Source organism: Streptococcus sp. 17.1 (assembly GCF_016648655.1).
GTDB lineage: Bacteria > Bacillota > Bacilli > Lactobacillales > Streptococcaceae > Streptococcus > Streptococcus salivarius_E.
In genome coordinates, this window is record NZ_JACLQM010000001.1 from 187,686 (window position 1) to 214,132 (window position 26,447).

Genomic DNA, 26,447 nt, shown 5'->3' on the forward strand with positions numbered 1-26,447 from the left:
CCTCCTAAAATTCTGATCCACGGATTTCTTTGACCATTTCAAAGACACGGTCCCAAGTAGCTACTAGAGCCCCGTCGATGAATGATTTGTCGTACATTGATATAGGTGTTTCAATAGGGTAGTAGCCTTTAGAGGCCACAGCCTGTTGAAGTTCTTGTTCAGTGACCTGATTGGCAATCATCAAATCACGCAGCGCTGGGTCAATGAATGGTGCTGGTTCTTGGTACTCGCCACGCTCCACTGGTGCAGGGTTTTCTGCCACTGGTGTTTCAGCTGGCACTACTTCTTGTTGTGGTACTGATTCCGGTGCTGGCGGTTCCATTTCTGGCTGTGCGGTAGGTGATACTGGTTCAGCTTGTACCTGTTGAACATTAAAGATGTGAGCAATGCCCGCATAATCTAGTGGCAACTTATTTGGTAGGTTGTGACGATTCTTGGCATCCCACGCTGGGTGGTGCTGTGTATACATGACACGCTGTCCACCTTGTGCTTTCGATTTCTTAGACTTCTCATCGGTCATGACGATAGTTTCGTAGTTGCAAAATAGAACCATGTCAGCCCATTCTTTAACCAATGGTGCTGTCTGTGAGCTTGTTTTCTTTCCAAGCTTGAGCTCGTAACGGTCATAGCTACCCATTTCATCTGGTTGTGTAAATGTCTTGATTTGAGCGTGGGCAGTAAGAACAACATTGATCCCTAAATCAATCAGTTCGCTTAGGCTGTTTAGGAAACGCCCAATTTCTTCACGGACGTAGGTATATCCGTTACCCCACCCAAAATCTTCAATACCTTTCTTGCCATGCTGAGCGCAAACTGACTCAACGGCCAGCGACTCAGCCCAGTCAATCGTATCAATAACCAAAGTCTTGCACGATGTCGGATTGGCTTTGATGAAAGCAATCTCATTCATCAACATAGTCCAGCTTGACGGTTTGTCCAATCGTGCAACATCCATATTGTCTGTCGACCCTTCCGTGTCGATGAAGACAGGGTCTGGAAATTGCGCTGCAAAGCTAGACTTCCCGATACCTTCAGGGCCGTAGATAACAACCTTTTGAGCTCTAGCCTTAATTCCTCTTGTGATTTGCATTAAAATCCTCCTTGCCATGTTGGCGTTTCTGATGGTTCAGATTGAGTATCAACTGTTGGCTGATGTGTCTTATTATCGAGACTATAGCCGTCTTCGATGATAATTGAGCATTCATCACCAGTCGATACTCTCGTTGCAATAGCTTGCAGACCTTCATCCTCAAGCCATTGCCCAAATTGGTCTAGTGTGGCCTGGTCCATTTGTTCGAGCTTGTCGATTAAAACAAAGCCACAATCTGGTTTTAGTTTTCGGACAATTGCGGTCGCTACCATGAGTTGTTGAGATCCCGACATGTTATCCCATTCTTGACCAAGGTAAAGTAACTTCCCATCATTTACAGTCAAGCCTTCCAGAGGCAAGTTTGCATTGGTCAACAAGTCACATTTACTTTTACGAACATCTTCGATTTGAACAGACAACTTGTTATACTGCTCACGTTGAGCCTTGGCATCCTCTTCCGCTTTATCCTTGTCCAAGTTAGCACGGACTTTAAGGTTAATCTGTTCGATGTTAGCAATATTGCTTTCGATTTCCTCAGTGGATTTATCTACTAAGTCGGTCGCATCTTTATGAGCGATAGCCAAATCATTAGCGAGCTTTTGTAAAACTTCCTGAGCCTCTGCTAATTGCTGTGACAAACGGTTGACTTCTGCCGTCTTGGCATCATATTGCGCTTGGATTTGACTAGCGTTTTGGCGTTTGCGAGCATTTTCCCCATTCCTGGCTAGGACTTCTTGCTGTTCGGCAATCAAGTCAGCGATAGAGATAAGTTCTTTTGGCGCATCTGGATAGTAAGTCTGTTCTTTGGCGAACTTCTCTTTTTGGTCAGCGATAACACCAATAGCATGACGTTGGTCATATAACTGCTTCTCTTTGATTTCTAACTCGGCTAATTGGGGACCAACTCCGATGATTTGCAAAAGAATGTCAGCTTTCTCTTTAACGGTGCTCTCCATAAACTTAGGCAAATTAATAGCCAACTCTTCAACAAAACTGTCAAGCAGTTGTTGTCCACCTTTATTCCCCTCTGGATCGATAACCTTAAGCGAGCTATTCTTCCCTTTGCGTTCAACGACCAAGCCGTTTGACATAGTGATTTTAAGCGATGGAGGGATAACAGACCCCTCACGGGTTGCCTTGCTAGGTTTAAATCGATTTCCACCAAGTGCCCAAGCGATAGAATCTAGCACGCTAGTTTTGCCTTGATTATTATTCCCACCAATTACCGTGAGACCGGTAGGTGATGGCTCAACCTTGACTGCTTTAATTCGTTTGACGTTTTCAATTTCTAGTTTATTTATTGCGATACTCATTCGTTCCCACCTCCTGTGTAATAGTATTTCTGATTATCTGTCATATTTAATACCTACCCTCCCACCGCTTCTAATTATTTAATTACTTCGCAAGCAATTCCATAAGTGTTTTAAAGCCCTCTTCCACGCTCGGTTCACGCTCCGTGCGTTCAAAGTCCGAGCCGTCAAGTTTAGCTACGTTGTATTCAACTTCTACGATAAGCACTTCGCAGTTGAACGCTTCGGCAAGTTTGTCGAGCTCGTTTTTTTGTTTTTCGTAAAACTCAATTGGTAACTGTAGTGCCTTCCAAAGACGGTCGTCAAAAACCGCTTCAAACACTAGGCTTCCTTTATCTTTATAGCTTTTAAGAAAGCCATCCTTTTTAGCACTGTAAAATACGACTTGTTTTTCTTTCTGTTTCATGGTATATTCTCCTTGTAAAATGTTGTTGTTTGCACAGGCCCTTACCTGTGCTTTTTTTTAGTGCTCTCAACGTGCACCCATCGCCCTACCGCTTCATGTTTTTTAGAAAAAGATAAGTGTGTGGAAAAGTAAATTATAATTTTTGGGTATTAAAGTATAAGTTACACTCCACGGCAAGGCTATGGCTACACGCTGAGAGATGTTTGTGGTCTAATTATTGCTAAGGTACTTAGCAGCTAGATACCGCTCACGTCTTTGACGTGCTTCATATTTCTGGTCATTAATTTCTCGTGGTGTCCATACTGGTTCGAAGGAGTACTCTTCTTGCTGCTTCTTGCTCCAAATCCAGTTAAATAGTTTTGATGGTTTCATAGTGTTTTCCTTTCTAATTAGCTACAGCTATCGTTTCGTTGTTCGTTTTAATCTATCCCGTATTTTTGAAATATTTTTACGTCCCCAAGCACGAACGAAAGGGGCAATCTCAAACAGGAAATGATTGAGCCAAATTGCGAATAAGAGCGAGCCTATGATTGTTGTCATAGCCAGCAATACCCCGAATTCTTCCATTATTATTTTCCTTTCTATTCCCTAACCGCACCAGAAAACTAGTGAGGATGTTTTTTCATAGATTTTTTAATATATAAGGAGACAGTCATGAATATCGAATCGTTGTTTAACGGTAGTTTTAATAAGTTCTGTTTCCTCACTAGCTCACTGCTACGGCTAGGGATGTGTGCTAGGCAATCTCTTGCCAGTGTGTGTTAAACCAATCTCTAACGGGATCCCGTGGGTATCTGATTTGTGACCCTCGACCTTTATCGATTTTAGGGAAACCTTCAAGGTTGGTAATTCGCAAGAACTCGGTGTAGTTACCAATTCCTAGCATGGCTTGGCATTCCTTCGCTTTCAGCAACATGGGTAGTGTTCCGTCTATGTCGAACGCTCTCGACTTATTTGCTATGACAGCTGTCAGCATACTATCAAACTGGTCTAACAGTGGTTTGAATGGGGTGTCCACATTAACCGACTCCTTTCTAATTTTGATATAATTGACTTATCTTTGATGAAAGGAGAGACAAGTCATGATTGAAAATTTTGATGATTTCTTAGAAGCTAAGTATCCAGAAATTCGAAGCGGTATCAACGAATCTGTTAGCGAATCTTTGAAATCACTTGTTGACAACGGTATTGAGCTTGATAGTGAAGTTGTTGCTATTTCAAGTGCTATCGCATTCAATACAACTTGTGAGATTCTAAAAGCTTATGATTCATATGTGCAAGAGCACAAGAATCAATAGTATTCATTACAATCTCTAAAGCTTCATTAGCGTTTACCACTTTTGGTAGGCGCTTTTTTTGTCCACTATATGGATATCGTTTTGGTTTCATGTTTGCTCCTTTTCTACTCCTCAAATTTTTCCCACGACTCGTTGATTCGCAATTTTTTGTTAACGCGAAGCTTCAAGTCGTCACTACCTTTGCCATCTTTTAAAAGCTGTGTGATGGCTGATGGGGTAACGCCTACGACGATAGCCAAATCCGTCTGTGACCATCCACGCTTCTCAATCCGATTTTTTACAAGCTCAATCCATTTAAGATGTTGTTGACTCATGCGACCTCCTCCTTTTTTAATTAATCAAGTTAAAGAGTTAGTAAATTATTTTATAAAATGCTTGACAGTTTTTAGCGTATCTGCTAAAATGAAGGCATAATTAAAAACCTTGATAAAACCTTATATCTATCAATTTTCTTGCTCGCCAAAGCTATTTTATTTTTAGATAAGTTTTAACTCCGTTTTTTACTAACTCATTAACTTACAAAAACTATTTTAGCGTAAACGCAAAATGATGTCAACTATTTTTTGCGTATTTTGTAAAATATTTTTTGTCATGTCTTAGAAAGGCTGATAAATCAATGTTTTCTACTTTTGAAATCGTAAAAGATTTATGTGAAAAACAAGGGATTTCGCTAAATACTTTAGAAGATAAGCTAAAACTAGGCAAAAATTCTTTGTACGGGTTGAAAAGGAATCAACCTTCTGCTGAACGCCTACAACAAATCGCCGACTACTTCGGCGTGTCCACTGACTACCTGCTCGGTCGTACAGATAACCCTGCTATTGCTGGTGATTCAAAAGAGTACACTTGGCAAGGAAAAACACTAAATGTTGAAGAAATGGCATCTAATGTCATGATGTTCGGCGGTCGAGAATTAACAGATGAAAAGAAGAAAATCATCCAGTCTATTATTGAGGGGTACCTTAAAGAAGCTGGTGATTAGAGGTACTGCTTAGTGACCGAAAAAGAAATTATAAGTCATTTTCAGGTTCGCATTGTCGATTTTGACGGTGAGCTAATACCTGATGAACTTGGATTCTACGAAAAAGAAACCAATACAGCTTTCTTGTCAAGCAAACTTAGTAAAAAAGAGAGAGTTAAAGTACTGCTGCATGAACTCGGACACAAAGACCATGCACGCTCAGAGTACCAGAACGCTCGCCTACGTTGTGAAAACGAAGCTGATAGGAACATGATCCATCATCTCGTAAAAGACGCGCTAGAAAGCTTAGATGACCCCACGGAGTTTGATTATCTCAAATTCATGTCGTATTACAATCTAAAAACCATGACAAATGAAATCATGGTTAAGGAAGAATATTTATCATTAGCAAATTAAAAAGGAGTATCAATATGGAAATTGATAAAGTAAAAGCCGATTTAAAACAAGTCGGCAAACGTGTAGCAGACCTCAGCCAAAGCATTACAAATGAAGAGCAAACCAAAAACGCCTTCATTATGCCTTTCTTCCAAACGCTCGGTTATGACATATTCAACCCTCTTGAGTTTGTCCCAGAGTTTACTGCGGACGTAGGTATAAAAAAAGGCGAAAAAGTCGACTATGCAATCATTTTGGATGGTGAACCACAAATCCTGATTGAATGTAAATCGATTACTGAAAATCTCACTAAGCATGACTCTCAATTGTTCAGATATTTCGTAACTACTAAATCAAAATTCGGCATCTTGACAAATGGTAGAGAATATAAATTCTTTACTGATTTAGATGAACCGAATAAAATGGACACAACTCCATTCTTGACAATCGATGTGACTGATATAAAAGAAAATCAATTTACTGAAATTATCAAATTCCACAAAGAAAATTTTGATATTGATAATATTGTTTCATCAGCTTCTGAATTGAAATATCTCAACAATCTTAAAGCATTTCTGACTGAAAACATCGCTACACCTTCAGATAGTTTCCTCAAATATCTAACGTCAGAAATCTATGAAGGTCGTGTGACTCAAAATATCCTGACGACATTTTCTCCGATCATTGTAAAAGGGTTTAATCAGTTCATCACAGAAAGAGTTAATGAAAAATTGAGCGCTGCACTTAATACAAGTGTTGAAACGAAAGTAACAACCGATATTCCAAAAGTTGAAACAGAGCCTGATGAAACTGTTGAAGTAGCTGACGGAATTGTCACAACTCCTGCTGAATTAGAAGTTTACACTGTTGTTAAAATGCTTGCTAAGGATATAATATCTCCAGAACGTGTATTCTATAGAGACAACCGTAGTTATTTCAATGTTTTGGTTGATGACAATATCAAAAAATGGGTATTACGTTATCGTTCAAATTCAAAGAGAAGCACAATCGAAATTCGTGATAAAGGTATCTTCCCAGTATCTACTCCTCTCGAGGTTGCAAATTATGCCGATGAGATTTTAGAAGTAATCAAGAAATTCTCATAAAGGCTTGAAAATTCAAAATCTTATTGACCAAATGCAAAGGTATGCATCCGATTACACGAAAACACCAGAACTGGTTAAAATGTTTACTATTTTTTTATAAAATCGTTGACAGTAAGTAAAACATTTTGTAAACTAATTTTAGTGGAAGACTGATTAAGTTCAGCGCCCTATGGCTTGTGCGTGCGCAAGTGTAAGGGAACAAAAACGTCTAAAAAGAGCCAGTTCGTTTGTTGAATTGGCTCTTTTGTTTTTTATTAAAAAATGAAGTACTTATGGATTAACCAAATAAAAAAGCCAGCCTTTCGACTGGCTAAGCTATATCAAGGGAGTGTGTGAGATACTCACCACTACCCTTTTATTATACCATAATAGGGGGATAAATAATGGCATCATACAGGAAACGCCCCAACGGCTGGGAGTATCGAATAAACTACTACGACTCCACTGGCAAGCGGAAACCAAAGTCAAAGGGGGGCTTCAGGACTAAATCTGAAGCTATCAAGGCCGCTGCTGAGATGGAGCTGAAATTACAAGACAACATCACTGTGGATGAAGATATTACCTTATATAATTATTTTAAGCAGTGGTGCGAGGTTTATAAAAAAACCACCGTTTCCAAGATAACTTATAAGGCATACATCAACACTCAACGCAAGATAGAATTATTCTTTGGTGATAAGAAACTAAAATCTGTTACTGCCACACAATACCAACGTGTGTTGAATAGCTATGCTAAAACTCACGCCCAAGATACTGTCGAGCGTTTTAATGTGCATGTCAAATCGTGCGTTGAAATGGCTGTGCATGAAGGATACATCAAGCGTAACTTTTGCAAGTTTGCTAAAATCAACGCTAAGAACAAAGGGCGTGATATTGAAACGAAATTCCTAGAGGTCGAAGAATACGAGCGATTGATCTACGAGACAAGCAAGCATCCAGAATATGCGTCTTATGCAGCACTTTATATCATAGCTAAAACTGGTATCCGTTTTGCTGAGTGTCTAGGCTTAACGGTGGATGATATCAACAGAGATACTGGCATGTTATCAGTCAATAAAACGTGGGACTATAAAAACAATACTGGTTTTCTACCAACAAAAACAAAAAGCAGTATCCGAGAGATACCGCTTGATGATGAATTTATAAATTTTATCGACCAACTGCCACCTACTGAAGATGGTAGACTACTGCCTTCACTATCCAACAATGCCGTCAATAAAACCTTACGGAAAATCATTGGGCGTGAAGTACGTGTCCACTCGTTAAGGCACACTTACGCCAGCTATTTAATAGCCCACGATATTGACTTGATTTCTGTATCGCAAGTTTTAGGGCATGAGAATCTGAACATCACATTGGAAGTTTACGCCCACCAGTTACAAGAGCAAAAATCACGAAACGATGAAAAGATAAAACAAATGTGGACAGAATGTGGACAAAATGGCTTAAAACCGCATGGTTAAAGGCTTAAAAATGTCCCCTGCCGGAATCGAACCAGCAACGACTCCTTAGGAGGGAGTTGTTATATCCATTTAACTAAGAGGACTTATGAAAAAATCTGCCACGAGGACAGATTTTTTCGGTGAAATCTGTAAATTATTTACGGATTTCTTTGATACGTGCAGCTTTACCTTGCAAAGCACGCAAGTAGTAAAGTTTAGCACGGCGGACTTTACCGTAGCGTACAACTTCAATCTTTTCAACACGTGGAGTGTGGATTGGGAAAGTACGTTCTACACCGATACCGCTTGAAATTTTACGAACTGTGTACATTTCTGAGATCCCTTGACCTTTGCGTGAAATAACTACACCTTCAAAGATCTGGATACGTTCGCGAGTTCCTTCGACAACTTTCGCGTGAACGCGAACTGTGTCACCAGGACGGAATGATGGGATGTCAGTACGAAGTTGACCTTCTGTCAAACTTTGGATCAATGGATTCATTTTTATATACTCCTATCTTACTAATCTTAAGAGCAACCTCTGTGTCTCAGCGGATTAGCCGTTATTTTTGTGTGTCCATTACACACTCTTAGTATCTTATCAAAAAATTATCAGGATGTCTAGTATCTTATTGCATTTCTAGCATTTTTTGTTGTCCATAAATGCTCGTCTTATGATTTATGAGATAAGCAAAAGCCATGACAATCGCGTAAGGGACTGCATTAGCGGGACCAAAGACTTCAACGCCAATGAAAATAGGGGCTAAAAGGGTATTGGTACTGCTACCAAAGACAGACAGATAGCCTAGACCTGCTACAAGTGGAATTGGAAGTCCCAGAACTGGTGCTAGAACAGCACCAAGACTTGCTCCGATAGCAAACAAAGGGGTTACTTCTCCTCCTTGGAAACCAAGAGATAGGGTAAAGACGGTCAAGAGCAATTTCAAGAGCCAATCCAATGGATAAATGGTCCCACCACCAACACTTAAAGCAATCAAATTCGTTCCAAGACCTGTATAACGTCCCTTCCACAAAATCAAAAGAAGACAGGTTAAGACGACACTTCCTAAGAGAACACGATAATAAGGATTTGGGAGCAGACTCGCTACTTTCTTTTTAGCTAGTGACAAGAGATAAGCAAAGAGATTTCCTGCAATACCAAAGGCCAAACCTAAAAGAGCTAACTTAATAAACGTCTCAAGGTCAATAGTCAAACTTTCGGAGACAAAGTGGCTAAATTTTTCAAGACCTAAGAGATGGCTTGTCGTACTAGCCACAAAAGATGCAATAAGAGTCGGTACCAAGATTGGCAGACTTAACTGTCCTAGAGTCAATACCTCAAGCGCAAAGAAGGTCGCGGCGATTGGTGTTTGGAAGAGCCCTCCAAAACCAGCGGCCATCCCCATGGTCAAGAAAATACGTGAAGCATTCGGGAGCTTAAAATAGCGACTAAAAGCATGAGAAACTGTGGCCCCCAGTTGTACAGCAACTCCCTCACGACCTGCAGAACCCCCGAAAAGGTGGGTCAGCCATGTGGTTACAGTCACCAGTGGAATTAACCTTAGGGGGACTTGATCCTCCTCATTATGTCCAACCTTGAAAATCAAGCCCATTCCCTGTGCTGCCTTACCCGCAAACTTTTGGTAAAGGTAAACTATCAAAAGACCTGCTAAAGGAAGTGCCGGGACTAGATAAAAGAGATGGTGGTCACGAAATTCCGAAAGTCCTATCAGCACGCGCCCAAAAATAGCATCAATCAGTCCAACCAGTACCCCTAACAAGATTGCATAAAGACTTAACATTACTAAATGTAAGTAAGAAAGACCTTGACTATCACTTAATTGTCTTACTTTCATCCTAGAGGCCTACTTTTCTTCTAACTTACTTGCTTGATAAGTACGTGAATGCTTCATAATATCCGCAAAACTTGCGACGATAGCTTCTCTATATTCAGGATTAAGGACACTAGCGCCTACCTTGTCTAGCAGAGCCTGCTCTCGTTCAGGATCATAAATCGCCTTTCCAGTGCGTTGTTTATAAGCACTTACTCGAGTTACCAATTTCATACGTTCTTCCAACAAAGCCACAATCTCATTATCAACGGTGTCAATCTGTTGGCGAATCTCATTTAAGTCCATACTGACCTCCTTTTTCTCTCCATTATAACAAAAATGACCTGAGGACAAAAGAGCCTCAAGCCATTGAATTACTTATAAAAAGAGTTTTCTTACCTGACTGATATTACTTTCATTAACAACTAGATACAGGGTTGCTCCTGCTTTTAGACGTGTGTCTCCATGAACAACTTCAGACTGGTCCTGAAAAATCTGAGTGGAAATCAAAACGCCATCAGGTAAGGTTAAATCCTTAACCAATCGACCAGCTAGACTATCTGTAACCGGTAAGTCAATCATCGTCGGTATATTATCAACTTGCTTTGGTTCGTGAGCGATTAGATTGTGAAGCATGGCTTCATAGACAGGTTCTCCTCCCATGAAATCCATGACGAGATAGGCAATCAGGGTCACGACTCCAATTGTCATTAATTGGTGAAGGTCACCTACCATCTCAGTTACTAAAATCATAGCAGTGAGCGGTGCCTTAGATACAGCACCGAAATAACCAGCCATACCAAGAATGATAAAAATAGGGAACTGACTGACTTGTAAAAATCCTAGATTTTCAAAAGCTGCCGCAAAAACGCTACCAGAAAGAGCACCTAGAGTCAAAATCGGCAAGAAAATCCCACCAGGAAAACCTGAACCAAAGGACAACATACTCCAAATAAAGCGAATAGCCAAATAGAGGATAGCCACAGTTAGAGCAGGATGTAAACCATTTAGGGCAAGAATCAATTCATTCCCACCACCTAAAAGATGTGGAAAATAAAGACCAATAGGAATGATAAACAGAACTGCCAAGAGGCCATGAAAATGAGATGGCAAGTGGAAGATTTTCCCTAACCCTTGGTAGACCTTACCAATGCGTAAGACAACCCACTCATAACCGTATCCAAGCACACCTAGAAAAATCCCCAAGACAATAAGAATCCAATAATCCTTCAAAGGAAATACGGGTAATTTTTCTGTCATAGCAAGGACTGGTACCTGGCCAAAGATGCGTAGGGAAACAGCATTGGCTACTAAAGATGCCGTTAAAGCTGTCACCCAAACATGACGAGAGAAATGATGATAGACTTCTTCGACGACAAACAAAAGACCAGCAATCGGGGCATTAAAGGCAGCCGATAACCCTGCTGCTGCTCCAGCAGCAATCAAGACACGCTTCTCACGTGCAGAGAGCTTAAGTCCCTTGGCTAATCCCTTAGCAGTCATGGCACCTAGTTGAATACTAGGTCCCTCACGTCCTAACATCAGTCCCATTGAAATCCCAAGGACTCCACCTAGGAATTTACGCCATAATACTGACCACCAGGACGGATGTAGGAGCCCCATCAGTTCCCCTTCAACATGGGGAATCCCTGAGCCCTTGATGTCTTTTTCCTGCTTAATAAGGTAACCAATAAAAAGGGCAATCAAGAGATTAACAAGTACAATTCCCAGAATCAGAAGTGGATTATGAAGGGCGTCTTCGTAAATAGCTACAGAAAATGCGGCCCCTTTGGCAATTAACCAACGAAAAAGACTGACCACTGCTCCTGCTGTCACCCCCACTAAGAGCCCTCGCCAAACGGACCAAAGGAGATGTTGAGATTGCGTCCTAAAATCTCTTTCTATTTCATTCATAAAAAACTCCATTTTTGACTACAATAAAAGCAGACTTTACTCTGCTTTTTTCTTATGCTAATGCTTCTGAAACTTTTTCAGCGAAAGCTTCAAGGTTTTCGATATCTTCATCTTCAGCAGAAAGGTCAACCTTGACGCTATCAGCACCCTTAGTCGCCCCTGTGAATGTGAATTGATTTTCAAACTCATCCACTGAATGACAGAAATAATCGTAGAAGGTATCTCCTGAACCTACAACACCAAAGATTTTACCTGACAAGTCGAGGTCAGCCAAATCTTCGTAAAAGTCAACGATTTCATCTGGCAACTCACCATCACCATAAGTGTAAGTCGCTACGATACAGATGTCCGCATCTTCAAAATCAGCGGCATCAACCGTTGTACACTCGTCTACATCTACAGTGTGACCCAATTCTTCCAATTTTTTGGCAACGATATCTGCGATTTCTTCCGTGTTACCGGTCATACTGGCATAAACGATTTTTGCTAAAGCCATAATGTCCTCCAAAATAATAAATTAGCTATATTATATCATATTTCTTCAGAAAATAAACGACCTAACAACTCAAAAAAACTGCCCATCAGGACAGTTTTAGATTTTGTAAGAGTTCAAAGTGTCGATAAACTAGCCATAAGCCAAGACCAACTATCAGAATGAGAATCACTGCTCTCATGAGACCTCTCAGAAAAGTCAAGAGCCAAGTAAGAAGCATAGAGGTGATTAGCCAACTCCAACCAGAGGCCCCGTATAGGGTTTGAATACTCTCAATAGAATGGCTGGTCAGCATTTTTACCCAATTGGGAATATAAATCCAAATACCTTCACCTGATAGGCCCAAACGATTGGCAATCATGGTTCCTGTTGTTTGCAACCAAGTAAAGACCCCAGCATTGAAAAGAAAAAGGAAGGTTTGCATGGGGTAACGTCTAGCAAGGCGTTTCAAATAGCGCATGACAGCCCCTCCTTAATTAGCATAAAGAGCATGGACCGTATCAATATCCACCTGTTGAATCCCGTAATAAGATCCTGCTGATTGCATAACGGATGTCTTAGAGTCATCATGGTCTAAGCCAATGGCATGTCCCAATTCGTGTTCAGCCGTATTCACAATACGCTTGTGAGTATAACCAAAATCACTATTCAAGAGGAAATAACGGTTCAACTTCACATCTACATGAGTGATGCGATTGGTCAAAACATTGGTTTGAGTGTCTGCTAAACCTGCTGCCTGTGAATTCACATCGGAATAGTCAGTCGCAACAATGTCAGCTGTTGAGGCATCATCAGTTAAAGTAAAGATGAAAGCACCCGTGTTATTCCAGTTGGTGATAGCCTCCTTATAAGCAGCTACCAAGGTTTCATCGGTAGACTGAATATAGATGCTAGCTGTATTTTGTGCCCATCTAGCTCCATTAGACTCTGGAATGGTATCTGTCGTTGATAGGTTAGAGACAACTTTCTCAACGTCACTAGTACTGGTTCCACTAAAACCTAGCTCTACTTGATGAAAGGCTTGGTTAATGTTTGTGGCTAAGGTACTTGAAGAATTATTGGCATAGTAGACGAGTCCATAACCAATAAGGGCTAGGACTAGGGCAAGTTTAAATATAGCCCAAATAAGATTCCAAATAAATTGTAAAAGAAGTTTGGGAATATAGAAGATTACTCTGAATAATTTTTTCATTATTGAGCCTCCTTTTCGAAACTTCCCCTAGTATATCAAGCTCTAATAGTTCTGACAAGCAAAAAATATCACTTTAAGCTTTTATCATCTCTTTGATAAGATGTTACAAACTTGACCTATTAAGACAAGCGTTCTTCTTTAACGTAATCAATAGGTAACCATTCTAAGTAGGCTTCTAGTTGTTTTTCCCAGTAATACCACTCATGTCTTCCATGGTCTGTGCTGTAGTCAATGTCTAAACCAAGGGCCTTCAAATCAGCAACTGCCTTATCTTGAGAATCAAAAAGGAAATCCTCGAGGCCACACCAGGCAAAGAATTTGGTTTTCTTATCATGTTGTTTGGCTAGGTTAACCAGTTTATGCTGCTTAATGTCTTTTCCTTCCAAATCGCCAAAGACTCCTTGCCAGTATTCCTTAGACTCACTCGTTTCATCTGTAATCATCTCTACTGATAATCCAAGGGCACCAGAGAAGGAACCCGCACAAGCAAAGTTATTTGTCGTTAAGGCTAGTTTGAAAGAACCATAGCCACCCATAGAAAGTCCAGCGATAAAGGTCTTTTCACGCTTCTTAGTCATACTAGGGAAGAAACGTTGCATGACTTGAGGAAGCTCCTTAGCAATGGCATCGTAATACTTAACCCCGTAATTGGTATTTGTATACCAGCCATTTTCAGAATTAGGCATAATAACAATGAGATTAGTCTTACGAAGGAGACGCTGAATATTGGTACGGAAGGCCCAAGAATTATGATTGCCCCCCATGCCATGAAGGAGATAGAGAACTGGGATGTCCGTATCACTTTCCGTTTCAGCAATCTGATCACGATCTGGATAGATGACATCCACTTGGCGGTATTGTCCTAGAACATCTGATGAGTATTCAATTTGAAAAAAAGCCATTTGTTTTTCCTTTCTTAATGTTAGAAAAGCTGGGACACCCCCAGCTTTTGATTTTAGAACAAAGTCTTGTTAAAACTTTCCTCAATGTCTATGGTGCAAGCGACACGCTCACACTCTTATGTTTTAGTCAGTTATTAGCGGACTTCCATGACAACTGGAAGGATAGCTGGGCGACGTTTGGTTTGGTCGAAGAGGAACTTAGCCACATCGTCTCGGACAGCACCTTTAAGTTCACCCCAGTCGAAGCTGTCTCCTGCCAAGTAATTTTCAACGGTAGCATTAACAATGTCAGCAGCCTCACGGAGAATATCACGGCTCTTCTTCACATAAACGAACCCACGTGTATTCACACGCGCTTTAGAGACAATCTTACGTTCCTTCTTGTTAACAGTGATAGCTACGATAAAGATACCATCTTCAGACAAGACCTTACGGTCACGAAGGACGATATTACCCACATCACCAATGGCATTACCATCAATCATAACATCACCAGCTGGGACAGCTCCTTCATGAAGGAAACCTTGATCCTCTGACAAGTGCATGATGTCACCGCGTTTAACGATATAAATATTTTCTGGAAGAATACCAACTTCCAAGGCTAACTCTGCATGTGCTTGAAGGTCACGGTACTCCCCTTGGACAGGGAAGAGATACTGTGGACGAAGGAGGTTAATCATCAATTGAAGTTCGCGAGCATTGGCATGTCCAGAAACACGAAGGCTCTGCGTAATCATCTTAACAGTTCCACCAGCTTTATAGATAGCGTTGTTGACACGTGCCACTACGGCTTCCTTAGCAATGCTTGGAGTTGTAACGATATAAACCAAATCTCCATCCTTGATTTGAACGTAACGGTGACGACCAACAGCCATCTTTTGAAGGCCATCGATTGGTTCACCCATACGACCATTTTCGAGGATAATCAACTCGTGGTCTTCAAACTTGTTCATGTCTTTTGGTTTGACAATAAGTTTTTCATGCTCCACAGTCAATTTTTTGAGACGAATGGCTGTGCGGACAATATTTTCTACGTCAAAACCCGTAAGAACAACACGACGTCCGTGATCAGCAGCTGAATCAAAGACTTGTTGAATACGTACCAAGTTTGAGGCAACTGCAGCAACAATAACACGTCCTTCTGCATCAGCAATAACTTGGTCAATTTCTTGGCCCACTTCTGCTTCAGAAGCTGTTTGTTCAGTACTTGTCGCATTTGCTGAGTCTGACAAGAGGGCCAGAACACCTTCACGTCCAATTTCAGCCAAACGACCTAAATCAGTTTTGTAGTAAGGACGGGCAGCTTGGTCAAACTTGAAGTCACCTGTATAGACAATATTGCCTTGGTCAGTGCCAAGAACAATCCCCATTGATTCTGGAATTGAGTGAGTTGTTTTGAAGAATGAAACCTCAGCATCCTCAAATTCAATTTCAGTTTCTGCGTCAATAACATGGAAATTATTGAATTTCTTAACGCCAGCATTCTTGACAAAAAGTTTAGCTAACTCGATTGTGAGGGATGATCCAAAGACTGGTGCTTTGACTTCTTGCAAGATATAAGGTAGGGCACCAATGGCATCGGCGTGTCCGTGAGTTAAGAAAATCCCTTGGATACGATCTCTATTTTCAATCAAGTAATCTAAGTTAGGGATGACAAAGTCAACACCAAGTTGTTCATTTTCAGGATACTTTAGACCAGCATCCAAGATAAAGATAGAGTCGTTAATCTCAACAATATAGAGGTTCTTAGCATTTTCACGTACTCCACCTAGGGCAATAATTTTAATATCGCTCATGCTTGTTTTTCTCCTTTTTAGTTTGACTCTCTTCTAGAGCCTATTTTTACAGACGGTCCAAGAAGCTGAACGTTCGTGCGAACAGTCTCCTTGTCGATTTACAGGCCACAACAAAAAGTTGCATACCCTTTAAGTATACAACTTTTTGGCTTATTTTACAATTTAGAGTCAGACTAGGCTTACTCAAACATAGCGTAGTAGTCTGTGATATCCAATTGACCTTTTTCTTCCTTGGTAAGATCTTTAATGATTTGACCATCCTTCATAACAATCAGACGATTTCCATATTTTAGGGCATCTTCCATGTGGTGGGTAATCATCAAGGCTGTTAGATGGTCTCCCGTCACAAACTCATCAGTCAACTCCATGAGTGCTACACTGGTCTTAGGATCCAGGGCTGCAGTGTGCTCGTCTAAGAGCAAGAGCTCAGGACGTTTAAGTGTCGCCATCAAAAGACTGAGAGCCTGACGCTGACCACCTGAAAGGAGACCTGCTGGTGTATCTAAGTGCTTTTCTAAACCATTACTGATACGTTCAATCAGACCTTGGAACTCCTCTGTGTAGAGATGAATTTGGCGTGATTTAAGCCCTCGTTTTTCACCACGGTATTTGGCAATCAAGAGGTTCTCTGCAACAGTCATACGAGGAGCTGTCCCCATTTTAGGATCTTGGAAGACTCGTGAGAGGTACTTAGCACGCTTCTCAGCAGGCAGAGCCGTAACATCTTCACCCATGATGAAAATCTGACCACTGGTCAACATGAGTGTCCCTGCAATGACGTTGAAGAGGGTTGATTTTCCGGCACCATTTCCACCAAGAATGGTAATAAAATCACCTTCTCTAATGGTAAGATTAACATGGTCCAGGATGGTTTTTTCGGTGTCAAAACCGTTATTGACCTTAACAGTCGCATCTTTGAGTTCTACAATAGCTGTCATCGTGATAAGGTCACCCCCTTAAAGAATTTTCGACGTAGGACAGGCGAAATCAAACAAATAGCCAGAACAATCGCACTAAAGAGTTTGAGGTAGTTCGTGTTAAAGCCAAGAGCGATAACTGCTGTCAAAAGGAACTGATAGAGGATTGAACCAATACAGATGGCAATCAAACGTTCCAACAGAGTCAAGTTAGTCGCATAGAGGACCTCACCAATGATGATGCTGGCAAGACCAATGACGATAACCCCAATCCCTTTAGAAACGTCGGCATAACCGTCCTGTTGGCTAATCAAGGCTCCAGAGAGGGCAATAATACCGTTTGAGATAACAAGACCCATCACTTCCATATTGTCTGTGTTGATACCAAAAGATTTGGCCATGTCTCTATTATCACCTGTGGCAATATAAGCTTGACCAAGGCGCGTGTTAAGAAAGGCAATCAAGGCAGTGATAACAATGGTCACAGCAATGAGACCAACAATCAAGAGATTGTAGTCCTTGCTGAAAGGAAGCAAATCTTGAATAGTCTTAATATCAAGAAGTCCCAAGTTGGCCCTTCCCATAATCATAAGCATGACTGAGTTAAGAGAGGTCATGACCAAAATCCCTGCCAAAATAGTAGGAATCTCTCCCTTAGTATAGAGGAGACCAGTCACAAGTCCAGCACCACAGCCGGCCAAAACGGCAACCAAGGTTGCCAAGATAGGGTTCCAACCAAAGTTCATAAGGGTTACTGCTACTGCCCCACCAAGAGGGAAGGAACCTTCTGTTGTCAAATCAGGAAAATCCAAGATACGGAAAGTCATGTAAATCCCAAGACCTAGGATTCCGTATAGAAGCCCCTGATAAATAGATGAAATAATCATAAGTCCTCCTTATTTATCAGCTTTAACAGCGATGTCTGACTGTTTAAGCACATCGTCAGGGATGGTGATGTTGAGGTCTTGAGCAACTTTAAGGTTAAGCGTTGGTGTGCCATCATCGATAACATCTACAGGAACATCCTTTACTTTCTTACCCTTAAGAACCTTAACGGCACTACGAGCTGTAGCCTTTCCAAGTTCATATTGGCTTTGAGCAACTGAAGCCAAACCACCTTCTTTCACCATCGTATCAACCGTCGTATAAACTGGAATCTTAGCCTGGTTGGCTGATGAGATTACTGTTGAAAAGGCTGAGGCAATCGTATTATCTTGAGGCGTCCAGATGGCATCTACCTTACCAGTCATGACTGACATGGTTGTATTGATTTCATTGGTTGATGGAACGGCGTACTCGACCACATTCAGGCCATCTTTTTCTGCGTATTTCTTAAAGCTTTCAACCTGTGATTTGGAATTGTCCTCGCTTGAAGCGTAGAGAATACCAATAGTTTTGGCATTTGGTGTCAGTGATTTGACCAAGTCTACTGTTTGCTTAATCGGCACTTGGTTAGAGGTACCAGTAACATTGCCTTCCGGATGCTTGAGATTCTTAACCAATTTGGCCCCAACAGGGTCTGAGATAGCCCCCATAATGACTGGAATATCCTTGGTAGCTGCCGCTAGCCCCTGTGCTGCTGGTGTGGCAATACCGATAACAACATCGTTCTTGTCATTAACCAATTGTTTAGACATGGTTTGAATTTTAGACTGGTCTCCTTCGGCATTTAGGAGGGTGATTTTAACCTTGTCCCCCTTATAACCAGCTTCCTTAAGGCCATCCTCAATTCCCTTCTCGATTTGATCCAGGGCGTCGTGAGTCACGAACTGGAGGATCCCTACTTTGACGACCTTATTGGCATCTTGGTGTTCTTTTTTGAAAAGATCTGTCCCAATAGAACCGAGCGTCAAGATAGCTAAGAAAACCAAAGTCCAAATTAAACGCTTGTTTTTCATATGTGTCTCCTTCTATAAATTCTTCCTTTCTATTGTAAGTCATTTTCAGTCAATTAGCAATATTCTTAATTTATAAAAATTACCTTGATTAAAGAAAAAGAACCAGAACACGATGTCTAATTCTTTTCCCTTACTATTACTGATATTGTGCCAAGTCTAACTTCATAATATAAAAGTAAAGGTCACCATATTGTCCCTTGTAGCCAATATCATGTCCGTTGATTGTCACCTTAGTGACTGGCGTTGAATCTGGTAAGGCAATCCAACAAGCTTGCTGTGCCCTAACAAATTCATTGTAATCTTCAAAGGAAGTGTGTTTTTCTTGCTTGGCGGTATTTAAATAAGTTACTTCAATCATCGAGGGACCTCCTTATAATCCTTTAACTAAGGTCTAGATTACGCTTCCTAGAGAGCAAAGTCAATCATGACGACTTAAAAAAACTCGCAGTCTGGGCCATACAAATAGACCCCATGGCAAATACCATGAGGTCTATTTTAATTGAAATCTGGATTCTTAAGGTCCTATACGACCGTTAAATCATTTTAACGTTTGCGTCGTTTTGTGCCATAGAGTCCGAATCCAGCTAGAAGACTTGCCAAACCAAAGATTGCAAGGTTTGAATCTTCACTACCAGTTTCTGGAAGTTGGGCTGTCTTATCAGTTGGATTGATAAAGTGAGCTTCTTCTTTTGTTTCTGGAAGCACTGGAGCCTTAGGCTCTTCTGTTTGTGGAGCTGGCTGTGGCTCTGGTGTCGGAGTTGTATCCGGCACAGGTGTTGGAGTCACAATTTGTTTGTAGATGTGTTGAGTATTACCATTTTCATCTACAACTGTCTTCACAAATTCATAACCTGGAATGTCTTTCTTAGGTTGTTGGCCATCTTCGGTTGGATAACCAGGGATTGGAGTACCATTTTCATCTACATATGATGTTGTTACTTGCTCGTAGACATGTTCGATATCACCATTAGGTAATTTCTTAGTTTCTACGAAGCGGTAACCTGGAATCTCAACTTTTGGCTGTTCACCATCAACTGTAGGATATCCTGGGATTTCCTTACCTTCTTTATCAACAAACTTAGTGATTGGAAGAACAGTTGGTGTGTAGGTAGCTGAAGCCTTAGTTCCGTTAACATCTTCACGAACAACTGTTACTGCTGGGGCAGTTCCTGTAAATTCAGGTTCTGGTGTGAAGGTTACAGTTCCATCTGCAGCTACTGTGTAAGTACCAACACCTGAAATCGTCTTGGTAGTTGAACCATCTTCAAAGGTAGCTGGAACTTGGTTATTCATTGGTACACGGCTATCGCCTTCAGTGAAGCTTGGCTTACCTGTTTGCGTTTGACCCTTATTACCAATTGAAGTAACTGATTCTGCAGTTGGTGTTACTGGTGTAACGGTTGGTGTGTAGGTTGCTGTAATAGCTGTACCATTCTTATCAACACGTTTCACTGTTACGCCTGTACCTGTTCCTGTGAATGCTTTTTCTGGAACAAAGGTTACTGTTCCGTCTGGAGAAACGGTGTAAGTTCCTTCACCTGGAATAACTTTAGTTGTTGAACCATCGTCAAATGTAGCTGGTACATCATCATCCATTGGCACACTTGGGTTACCAGACATGAAGCTTGGTTTACCTGTTTGCGTTTGACCTTGGATGTCTGTTGATGTTGCTGGGGCAGCAGTTGGTGTAACAGGAGTTACAGTTGGTGTGTAAGTTGCTGAGGCTTTTGTGCCGTTCTTATCTTCACGGACAACTGTCACTGCTGGAGCTTCACCAACGAATGATTTCTCAGGTACGAAAGTTACTGTTCCGTCAGCCGCTACTGTGTAAGTACCAACGCCGTCTACTGTCTTAGTGGTTGAACCATCGTCGAAGGTTGCTGGAACGTCATCGTTCATTGGCACACGGCTATCACCTTCGGTGAAGGTTGGCTTACCGGTTTGAGTTGCACCTTGAATATCTGTTGATGTTGCTGGTTCCGCTGTTGGAGTTACTGGAGTCACAGTTGGCGTGTAGGTTGCAGAGGCTTTGGTTCCGTTCTTATCTTCACGAACCACTGTTACAGCTGGTGCAGTTCCTACGAATGATTTTTCTGGGACGAAGGTTACAGTTCCGTCTGGAGCAACTGTGTAAGTTCCTTCACCTGGAATAACTTTAGTTGTTGAGCCGTCTTCAAAGGTAGCTGGTACATCATCATCCATTGGGACACTTGGGTTACCAGGCGTGAAGCTTGGTTTACCTGTTTGTGTCTGACCTTGGATATCTGTAGATGTTGCTGGCTCTGAAGTTGGTGTAACTGGAGTTACTGTTGGTGTGTAGGTTGCAGAGGCTTTGGTTCCGTTCTTATCTTCACGAACAACTGTCACTGCTGGGGCTTCACCAACAAATGATTTCTCAGGAACAAAGGTTACAGTTCCATCTGCTGCTACTGTGTAAGTACCAACACCGTCTACAGTCTTAGTCGTTGAGCCATCATCAAATGTTGCTGGAACATCGTCATTCATTGGTACACGGCTATCGCCTTCTGTAAATACTAGCTTACCAGTTTGTGTAGCACCTTGAATATCTGTTGATGTTGTTGGAGTTGCAGTCGGTGTGACTGGTGTAACAGTTGGTGTGTACTTAGCTGTGATTTCAGTACCATTCTTATCAACACGTTTCACGGTTACGCCTGTAGCAGTTCCAGTAAATGATTTTTCTGGAACGAAAGTTACTGTTCCGTCTGCTGCTACTGTGTATGTACCAACGCCTTCTACTGTCTTAGTGGTTGAACCATCTTCGAAGGTAGCTGGAGTATCTTCATCGATTGGAACATTTGGATTTCCTTCGGTGAAGGTTGGTTTACCAGATTGTGTTTGACCTTGGATATCTGTCGATGTTGCATCTTCAGAAGTTGGAACGACTGGAGTAATCTTAGGTGTGTAAGTTGTTTCTACAGTTGTTCCATTAGTATCCGCAGCTTGAACCTTAACTGGAACCACATCACCTGAGTAAGATTTATCTGTTGGTGTGAAGGTTACAACACCTGTCTCTTTATCAACTGTGAAGGTACCAATAATATCACCCGCTGGTGATTTCGCAAACACTGCCGCTGCTGGTTGGCCATTTTCATCAAGAAGAGTAATGGTATCTTTGTCGATTGGAGCAACGGAATCTCCCTCGGTAAAGGTTACTGTTCCGGTCTGAACCACGCCTTGAGGACCAGTTGATTCTGCTGGTGTAGCAGTTGGAGTCACCGGTGTTACTGTTGGGGTGTAAGTCGCAGAAGCTTTGGTTCCGTTCTTGTCTTCACGAACCACTGTCACTGCTGGTGCTGTTCCAGTAAATGATTTCTCTGGAACAAAAGTTACAGTTCCGTCTGCTGCTACTGTGTAAGTACCAACTCCATCAACTGTCTTCGTAGTTGAACCATCATCGAAAGTAGCTGGAACGTCATCGTTCATTGGCACACGGCTGTCGCCCTCAGTAAATTCAGGCTTACCTGTTTGGGTTTGACCTTGTTTACCTGTTGTTTCAACTGGTGTCGCTGTTGGAGTTACTGGTGTCACAGTTGGTGTGTACTTAGCTGTAGCTGGTGTCCCATTCTTATCTACACGTTTAACGGTTACACCTGTACCTTCTCCTGTGAATGATTTTTCTGGGACAAAGGTTACTGTGCCATCAGGAGCTACAGTGTAAGTACCTTCTCCTGGAATAACTTTAGTTGTTGAGCCATCTTCAAAGGTTGCTGGTACATCATCATCCATTGGGATTGCAGGGTTACCAGGTGTGAAGCTTGGTGTACCTGTTTGTGTTTTACCTTGGATATCTGTAGATGTTACAGGTTCAGCAGTTGGAACAACTGGAGTAATCTTCGGTGTGTAAGTTGTTTCTACTGTTGTACCATTTGTATCAGCTGCTTGAACCTTAACTGGAACCACATCACCTGAGTAAGATTTATCAGTTGGTGTGAAGGTTACAACACCTGTTTCTTTATCAACTGTGAAAGTACCAATTTCTTTACCTTCTGGTGATTTAGCAACTACAGATTCTGCTGGCTGACCATTTTCATCAAGAAGAGTAATGGTATCCTTATCGATTGGTGCAACTGGGTCACCTTCGGTGAAGGTCACAGTTCCAGTTTGAACCACACCTTGAGGTGCTTCTGATTCAGCTGGAGTTGCTGTTGGGGTTACTGGTGTCACAGTTGGTGTGTACTTAGCAGTAACTGGAGTACCGTTCTTGTCGACACGTTTAACCGTTACGCCTGTACCTTCTCCAGTGAATGATTTTTCTGGAACAAATGTTACGGTTCCGTCTGGAGCAACTGTGTAAGTTCCTTCACCAGGAACAGTCTTAGTCGTTGAGCCATCTTCAAATGTTGCAGGTGTATCATCATCCATTGGAACATTTGGATTACCTGGTGTGAAGGTTGGTGTACCTGTTTGCGTTTGACCTTGTTTGTCAGTAGATGTTGTATCTTCTGCAGTTGGTGTAACTGGTGTTACGGTTGGTGTATAAGTTGCAGAAGCTTTGGTTCCGTTCTTATCTTCACGAACCACTGTTACAGCTGGTGCAGTACCTACGAATGATTTTTCTGGTACGAAGGTTACTGTTCCATCTGCTGCTACTGTGTAAGTACCAACACCGTCTACAGTCTTAGTCGTTGAGCCATCGTCAAATGTTGCTGGAACATCATCGTTCATTGGCACACGGCTATCGCCTTCAGTAAATACAGGTTTACCAGTTTGTGTAGCACCTTGGATATCTGTAGTTTCAACTGGTGTTGCAGTTGGAGTTACTGGTGTCACAGTTGGTGTGTACTTCGCTGTGATTTCAGTACCGTTCTTATCCACACGTTTCACTGTTACACCTGAAGCAGTTCCAGTGAATGATTTTTCTGGTACGAAGGTTACTGTTCCATCTGGAGAAACTGTGTAAGTTCCTTCACCATCGACAGTCTTCGTAGTTGAGCCATCTTCGAAGGTAGCTGGAGTATCCTCATCGATTGGAACATTTGGATTTCCTTCGGTAAAGGTTGGTTTACCAGATTGTGTAGCACCTTGGATATCTGTCGATGTTGCATCTTCAGAAGTTGGGACAACTGGAGTAATCTTAGGTGTGTAAGTTGTTTCTACTGTTGTACCATTTGTATCAGCTGCTTGAACCTTAACTGGGACAACATCACCTGAATAAGATTTATCCGTTGGTGTGAAAGTAACCACACCTGTTTCTTTATCAACGGTGAAGGTACCGATCACGTCACCTGCTGGTGATTTCGCTTCTACTGATGCTGCTGGCTGACCAGTTTCATCAAGAAGAGTAATGGTATCCTTATCAATTGGTGCAACTGGGTCACCTTCAGTGAAGGTAACTGTTCCAGTTTGAACAAGACCTTGAGGGCCAGTTGATTCTGCTGGTGTAGCAGTTGGGGTCACCGGTGTTACTGTTGGTGTGTAAGTTGCAGAAGCTTTGGTTCCGTTCTTATCTTCACGAACAACCGTTACGGCCGGCGCTTTACCTGTGAATGATTTCTCAGGAACAAAGGTTACTGTTCCGTCAGCCGCTACTGTGTATGTACCAACTCCATCAACTGTCTTCGTAGTTGAACCATCGTCGAAAGTAGCTGGAACGTCATCGTTCATTGGTACACGACTATCACCTTCAGTAAATTCAGGCTTACCTGTTTGGGTTTGACCTTGTTTACCTGTTGTTTCAACTGGTGTCGCTGTCGGTGTTACAGGAGTTACTGTTGGTGTGTACTTAGCTGTGATTTCAGTTCCGTTCTTATCCACACGTTTCACTGTTACACCTGAAGCAGTTCCAGTAAATGATTTTTCTGGTACGAAAGTTACTGTACCATCTGGAGAAACGGTGTATGTTCCTTCACCATCTACTGTCTTCGTAGTTGATCCATCTTCAAAGGTCGCTGGTGTATCTTCATCAATTGGAACATTTGGATCACCTTCAGTAAAGGTTGGTTTACCTGTTTGAGTGGCACCTTGGATATCTGTCGTTGTTGCATCTTCAGAAGTTGGAACGACTGGAGTAATCTTAGGTGTGTAAGTTGTTTCTACTGTTGTACCATTTGTATCAGCTGCTTGAACCTTAACTGGGACAACATCACCTGAATAAGATTTATCCGTTGGGGTGAAGGTCACAACACCTGTTTCTTTATCAACGGTGAAGGTACCGATTACATCACCTGCTGGTGATTTCGCTTCTACTGATGCTGCTGGCTGACCAGTTTCATCAAGAAGGGTAATTGAATCCTTGTTAATTGGCGCTACTTCATCACCTTCTGTGAAGGTTACTGTTCCAGTTTGAACCAAACCTTGAGGTCCCGTAGATTCAGCTGGTGTTGCTGTTGGAGTTACTGGAGTCACAGTTGGTGTGTAAGTCGCAGAGGCTTTGGTTCCGTTCTTATCTTCACGAACAACCGTCACAGCTGGAGCTGTTCCAGTAAATGATTTCTCTGGAACAAAAGTTACAGTTCCGTCGGCTGCTACTGTGTATGTACCAACACCATCAACAGTCTTGGTAGTTGAACCATCTTCAAATGTTGCTGGAACGTCATCGTTCATTGGTACACGACTATCACCTTCAGTAAATTCAGGCTTACCTGTTTGGGTTTGACCTTGTTTACCTGTTGATGTTGTATCTTCTGCTGTTGGTGTAACTGGTGTTACTGTTGGGGTGTAAGTCGCAGAGGCTTTGGTTCCGTTCTTGTCTTCACGAACAACCGTTACAGCCGGTGCAGTTCCGACAAATGATTTCTCAGGAACAAATGTCACCGTACCGTCTGCTGCTACTGTGTAAGTACCAACACCGTCAACTGTCTTAGTCGTTGAACCATCGTCAAATGTCGCTGGAACATCTTCATTGATAGCTACTGTTTTCTCAACACCATCAACGGTTACTGTTCCACCCTTGAATTCAGGTTTACCAGTTTGAGTAGCACCTTGAATATCAGTTGTTTCAGCTGGTGTTGCTGTCGGTGTTATCGGTACGATTTCAGGCGTGTAAGTTGTGTCCACCTTGATACCGTTTGAGCTTTCAGCTTGAACCTTGGCCGGTGTTACTACACCTGTGTATGATTTATCAGTCGGTGTGAAAGTGACTTGACCAGTAGCTGAATCGATAGAGTAAGTACCGATTTCAGTTGTACCATCAGCAGCATAAGCTGGTGTACTTGTCACTTCATTGCCATCATTATCCAAAAGCGTGTAGCTATTATCTTTGATTGTAATAGCTTTATCTTCACCGTTTACTTGGACAGTAGTTCCTGCAAAGGTTGGTGTCCCTGTTTGCGTTGCACCTTGAACATCTTTAGATGTAGCTGGTTGAGCTGTTGGAACAGCAGCCACAACAGTTGGTGTGTAGGTCGCATCTGAAGTAATGGTTGCAGTCTTACCGTTAGCATTTGTAATAGTAGCTGTTGCCTGAACAGTTACTCCTTTTGCAGTACCAACAAAGTCTTTTTCTGGCGTAAATGTTACTGCTCCAGTCGTTGG

Annotated in this window: 25 protein-coding genes and 1 tRNA gene; 5 read left to right on the plus strand and 21 right to left on the minus strand. The window is 41.9% G+C overall.

What is annotated here, in order from left to right; genetic code table 11:
- Nucleotides 1–4: 4 nt before the first annotated feature.
- From H7T99_RS00920 to H7T99_RS00940, 5 genes are all read right to left on the minus strand, one after another.
- Entirely contained in the window at nt 5–1,090 is a 1,086-nt protein-coding gene (locus tag H7T99_RS00920) for an ATP-binding protein (protein WP_201035923.1), read from the minus strand.
- The gene (locus H7T99_RS00925; protein ID WP_201035924.1) at nt 1,090–2,403 is read right to left on the minus strand and encodes an AAA family ATPase; all 1,314 of its coding nucleotides are present in this window, start codon (nt 2,401–2,403) and stop codon (nt 1,090–1,092) included. The genes H7T99_RS00920 and H7T99_RS00925 overlap by 1 nt, the downstream gene beginning before the upstream one ends.
- A gap of 82 nt (nt 2,404–2,485) precedes the next feature.
- A complete protein-coding gene (locus H7T99_RS00930) occupies nt 2,486–2,806 on the minus strand; it encodes a hypothetical protein (RefSeq protein ID WP_201035925.1) in 321 nt (106 codons plus the stop codon).
- A gap of 210 nt (nt 2,807–3,016) precedes the next feature.
- Nucleotides 3,017–3,178 (minus strand): hypothetical protein, encoded by a 162-nt coding sequence (locus tag H7T99_RS00935; RefSeq protein ID WP_201035926.1) that lies wholly within the window; start codon nt 3,176–3,178, stop codon nt 3,017–3,019.
- Nucleotides 3,179–3,542: 364 nt separating this feature from the next.
- Nucleotides 3,543–3,824 (minus strand): DNA-binding protein, encoded by a 282-nt coding sequence (locus H7T99_RS00940; RefSeq protein ID WP_201035927.1) that lies wholly within the window; start codon nt 3,822–3,824, stop codon nt 3,543–3,545.
- Between the two features lie 64 nt (nt 3,825–3,888).
- On the opposite strand from H7T99_RS00940, the gene H7T99_RS00945 reads away from it, so the two are divergent.
- Nucleotides 3,889–4,104: a hypothetical protein gene (locus H7T99_RS00945; RefSeq protein ID WP_201035928.1), complete on the plus strand. Its 216-nt coding sequence runs from the start codon at nt 3,889–3,891 to the stop codon at nt 4,102–4,104.
- Between the two features lie 104 nt (nt 4,105–4,208).
- Here the strand turns inward: H7T99_RS00945 and H7T99_RS00950 are convergent, their stop codons facing one another.
- A complete protein-coding gene (locus H7T99_RS00950; protein ID WP_201035929.1) occupies nt 4,209–4,418 on the minus strand; it encodes a helix-turn-helix domain-containing protein in 210 nt (69 codons plus the stop codon).
- Between the two features lie 302 nt (nt 4,419–4,720).
- Between H7T99_RS00950 and H7T99_RS00955 the strand changes: the two genes are divergently transcribed.
- The 4 genes from H7T99_RS00955 (at nt 4,721) to H7T99_RS00970 (ending at nt 8,030) form a co-directional block, all read left to right on the plus strand.
- Complete coding sequence (locus tag H7T99_RS00955; protein ID WP_201035930.1) at nt 4,721–5,086, plus strand: helix-turn-helix domain-containing protein; 366 nt, start codon at nt 4,721–4,723, stop codon at nt 5,084–5,086.
- Between the two features lie 12 nt (nt 5,087–5,098).
- Nucleotides 5,099–5,482 (plus strand): ImmA/IrrE family metallo-endopeptidase, encoded by a 384-nt coding sequence (locus H7T99_RS00960; RefSeq protein ID WP_201035931.1) that lies wholly within the window; start codon nt 5,099–5,101, stop codon nt 5,480–5,482.
- A 14-nt stretch (nt 5,483–5,496) separates the two neighbouring features.
- Nucleotides 5,497–6,567 (plus strand): type I restriction endonuclease, encoded by a 1,071-nt coding sequence (locus tag H7T99_RS00965; protein ID WP_201035932.1) that lies wholly within the window; start codon nt 5,497–5,499, stop codon nt 6,565–6,567.
- A 383-nt stretch (nt 6,568–6,950) separates the two neighbouring features.
- Nucleotides 6,951–8,030 carry a tyrosine-type recombinase/integrase gene (locus H7T99_RS00970; protein ID WP_201035933.1) on the plus strand — a complete coding sequence of 360 codons (1,080 nt, stop codon included), beginning with the start codon at nt 6,951–6,953 and terminating at the stop codon, nt 8,028–8,030.
- Nucleotides 8,031–8,041: 11 nt separating this feature from the next.
- On the opposite strand, the gene H7T99_RS00975 is transcribed toward H7T99_RS00970, so the two are convergent.
- From H7T99_RS00975 to H7T99_RS01045, 15 genes are all read right to left on the minus strand, one after another.
- A tRNA-Arg gene (locus H7T99_RS00975) sits at nt 8,042–8,113 on the minus strand.
- Between the two features lie 50 nt (nt 8,114–8,163).
- Nucleotides 8,164–8,511: a 50S ribosomal protein L19 gene (gene rplS / locus H7T99_RS00980; protein WP_002883489.1), complete on the minus strand. Its 348-nt coding sequence runs from the start codon at nt 8,509–8,511 to the stop codon at nt 8,164–8,166.
- A gap of 127 nt (nt 8,512–8,638) precedes the next feature.
- Nucleotides 8,639–9,865, minus strand: a complete 1,227-nt coding sequence (locus H7T99_RS00985) for a voltage-gated chloride channel family protein (protein WP_037601138.1) — start codon at nt 9,863–9,865, stop codon at nt 8,639–8,641.
- 9 nt (nt 9,866–9,874) lie between these two features.
- On the minus strand, nt 9,875–10,147 hold the full coding sequence (locus tag H7T99_RS00990) for a chorismate mutase (RefSeq protein ID WP_037601135.1): 273 nt from the start codon (nt 10,145–10,147) through the stop codon (nt 9,875–9,877).
- A 72-nt stretch (nt 10,148–10,219) separates the two neighbouring features.
- Nucleotides 10,220–11,755, minus strand: a complete 1,536-nt coding sequence (locus H7T99_RS00995; protein WP_037601132.1) for a ClC family H(+)/Cl(-) exchange transporter — start codon at nt 11,753–11,755, stop codon at nt 10,220–10,222.
- A 52-nt stretch (nt 11,756–11,807) separates the two neighbouring features.
- Nucleotides 11,808–12,251, minus strand: a complete 444-nt coding sequence (locus H7T99_RS01000) for a flavodoxin (protein WP_002883520.1) — start codon at nt 12,249–12,251, stop codon at nt 11,808–11,810.
- Between the two features lie 85 nt (nt 12,252–12,336).
- Nucleotides 12,337–12,708 (minus strand): hypothetical protein, encoded by a 372-nt coding sequence (locus H7T99_RS01005; protein WP_021144289.1) that lies wholly within the window; start codon nt 12,706–12,708, stop codon nt 12,337–12,339.
- A gap of 12 nt (nt 12,709–12,720) precedes the next feature.
- The gene (locus H7T99_RS01010) at nt 12,721–13,440 is read right to left on the minus strand and encodes a matrixin family metalloprotease (protein WP_014633224.1); all 720 of its coding nucleotides are present in this window, start codon (nt 13,438–13,440) and stop codon (nt 12,721–12,723) included.
- Nucleotides 13,441–13,559: 119 nt separating this feature from the next.
- Nucleotides 13,560–14,342: an alpha/beta hydrolase gene (locus H7T99_RS01015; RefSeq protein ID WP_021146944.1), complete on the minus strand. Its 783-nt coding sequence runs from the start codon at nt 14,340–14,342 to the stop codon at nt 13,560–13,562.
- Between the two features lie 134 nt (nt 14,343–14,476).
- Complete coding sequence (locus H7T99_RS01020) at nt 14,477–16,138, minus strand: ribonuclease J (protein WP_002883527.1); 1,662 nt, start codon at nt 16,136–16,138, stop codon at nt 14,477–14,479.
- 179 nt (nt 16,139–16,317) lie between these two features.
- Nucleotides 16,318–17,076: an ABC transporter ATP-binding protein gene (locus H7T99_RS01025; protein WP_002883503.1), complete on the minus strand. Its 759-nt coding sequence runs from the start codon at nt 17,074–17,076 to the stop codon at nt 16,318–16,320.
- Nucleotides 17,073–17,942 carry an ABC transporter permease gene (locus H7T99_RS01030; protein WP_002883493.1) on the minus strand — a complete coding sequence of 290 codons (870 nt, stop codon included), beginning with the start codon at nt 17,940–17,942 and terminating at the stop codon, nt 17,073–17,075. Before H7T99_RS01030 ends, H7T99_RS01025 begins: the two co-directional genes overlap by 4 nt.
- Before the next feature lie 9 nt (nt 17,943–17,951).
- Entirely contained in the window at nt 17,952–18,953 is a 1,002-nt protein-coding gene (gene trpX / locus H7T99_RS01035) for a tryptophan ABC transporter substrate-binding protein (protein ID WP_037601128.1), read from the minus strand.
- A gap of 136 nt (nt 18,954–19,089) precedes the next feature.
- Nucleotides 19,090–19,311: a DUF4649 family protein gene (locus H7T99_RS01040; protein ID WP_002890796.1), complete on the minus strand. Its 222-nt coding sequence runs from the start codon at nt 19,309–19,311 to the stop codon at nt 19,090–19,092.
- Nucleotides 19,312–19,496: 185 nt separating this feature from the next.
- Nucleotides 19,497–26,447, minus strand: a 6,951-nt coding sequence (locus tag H7T99_RS01045) for an LPXTG cell wall anchor domain-containing protein (protein ID WP_201035934.1), incomplete at its 5' end; no start/stop codon positions are given.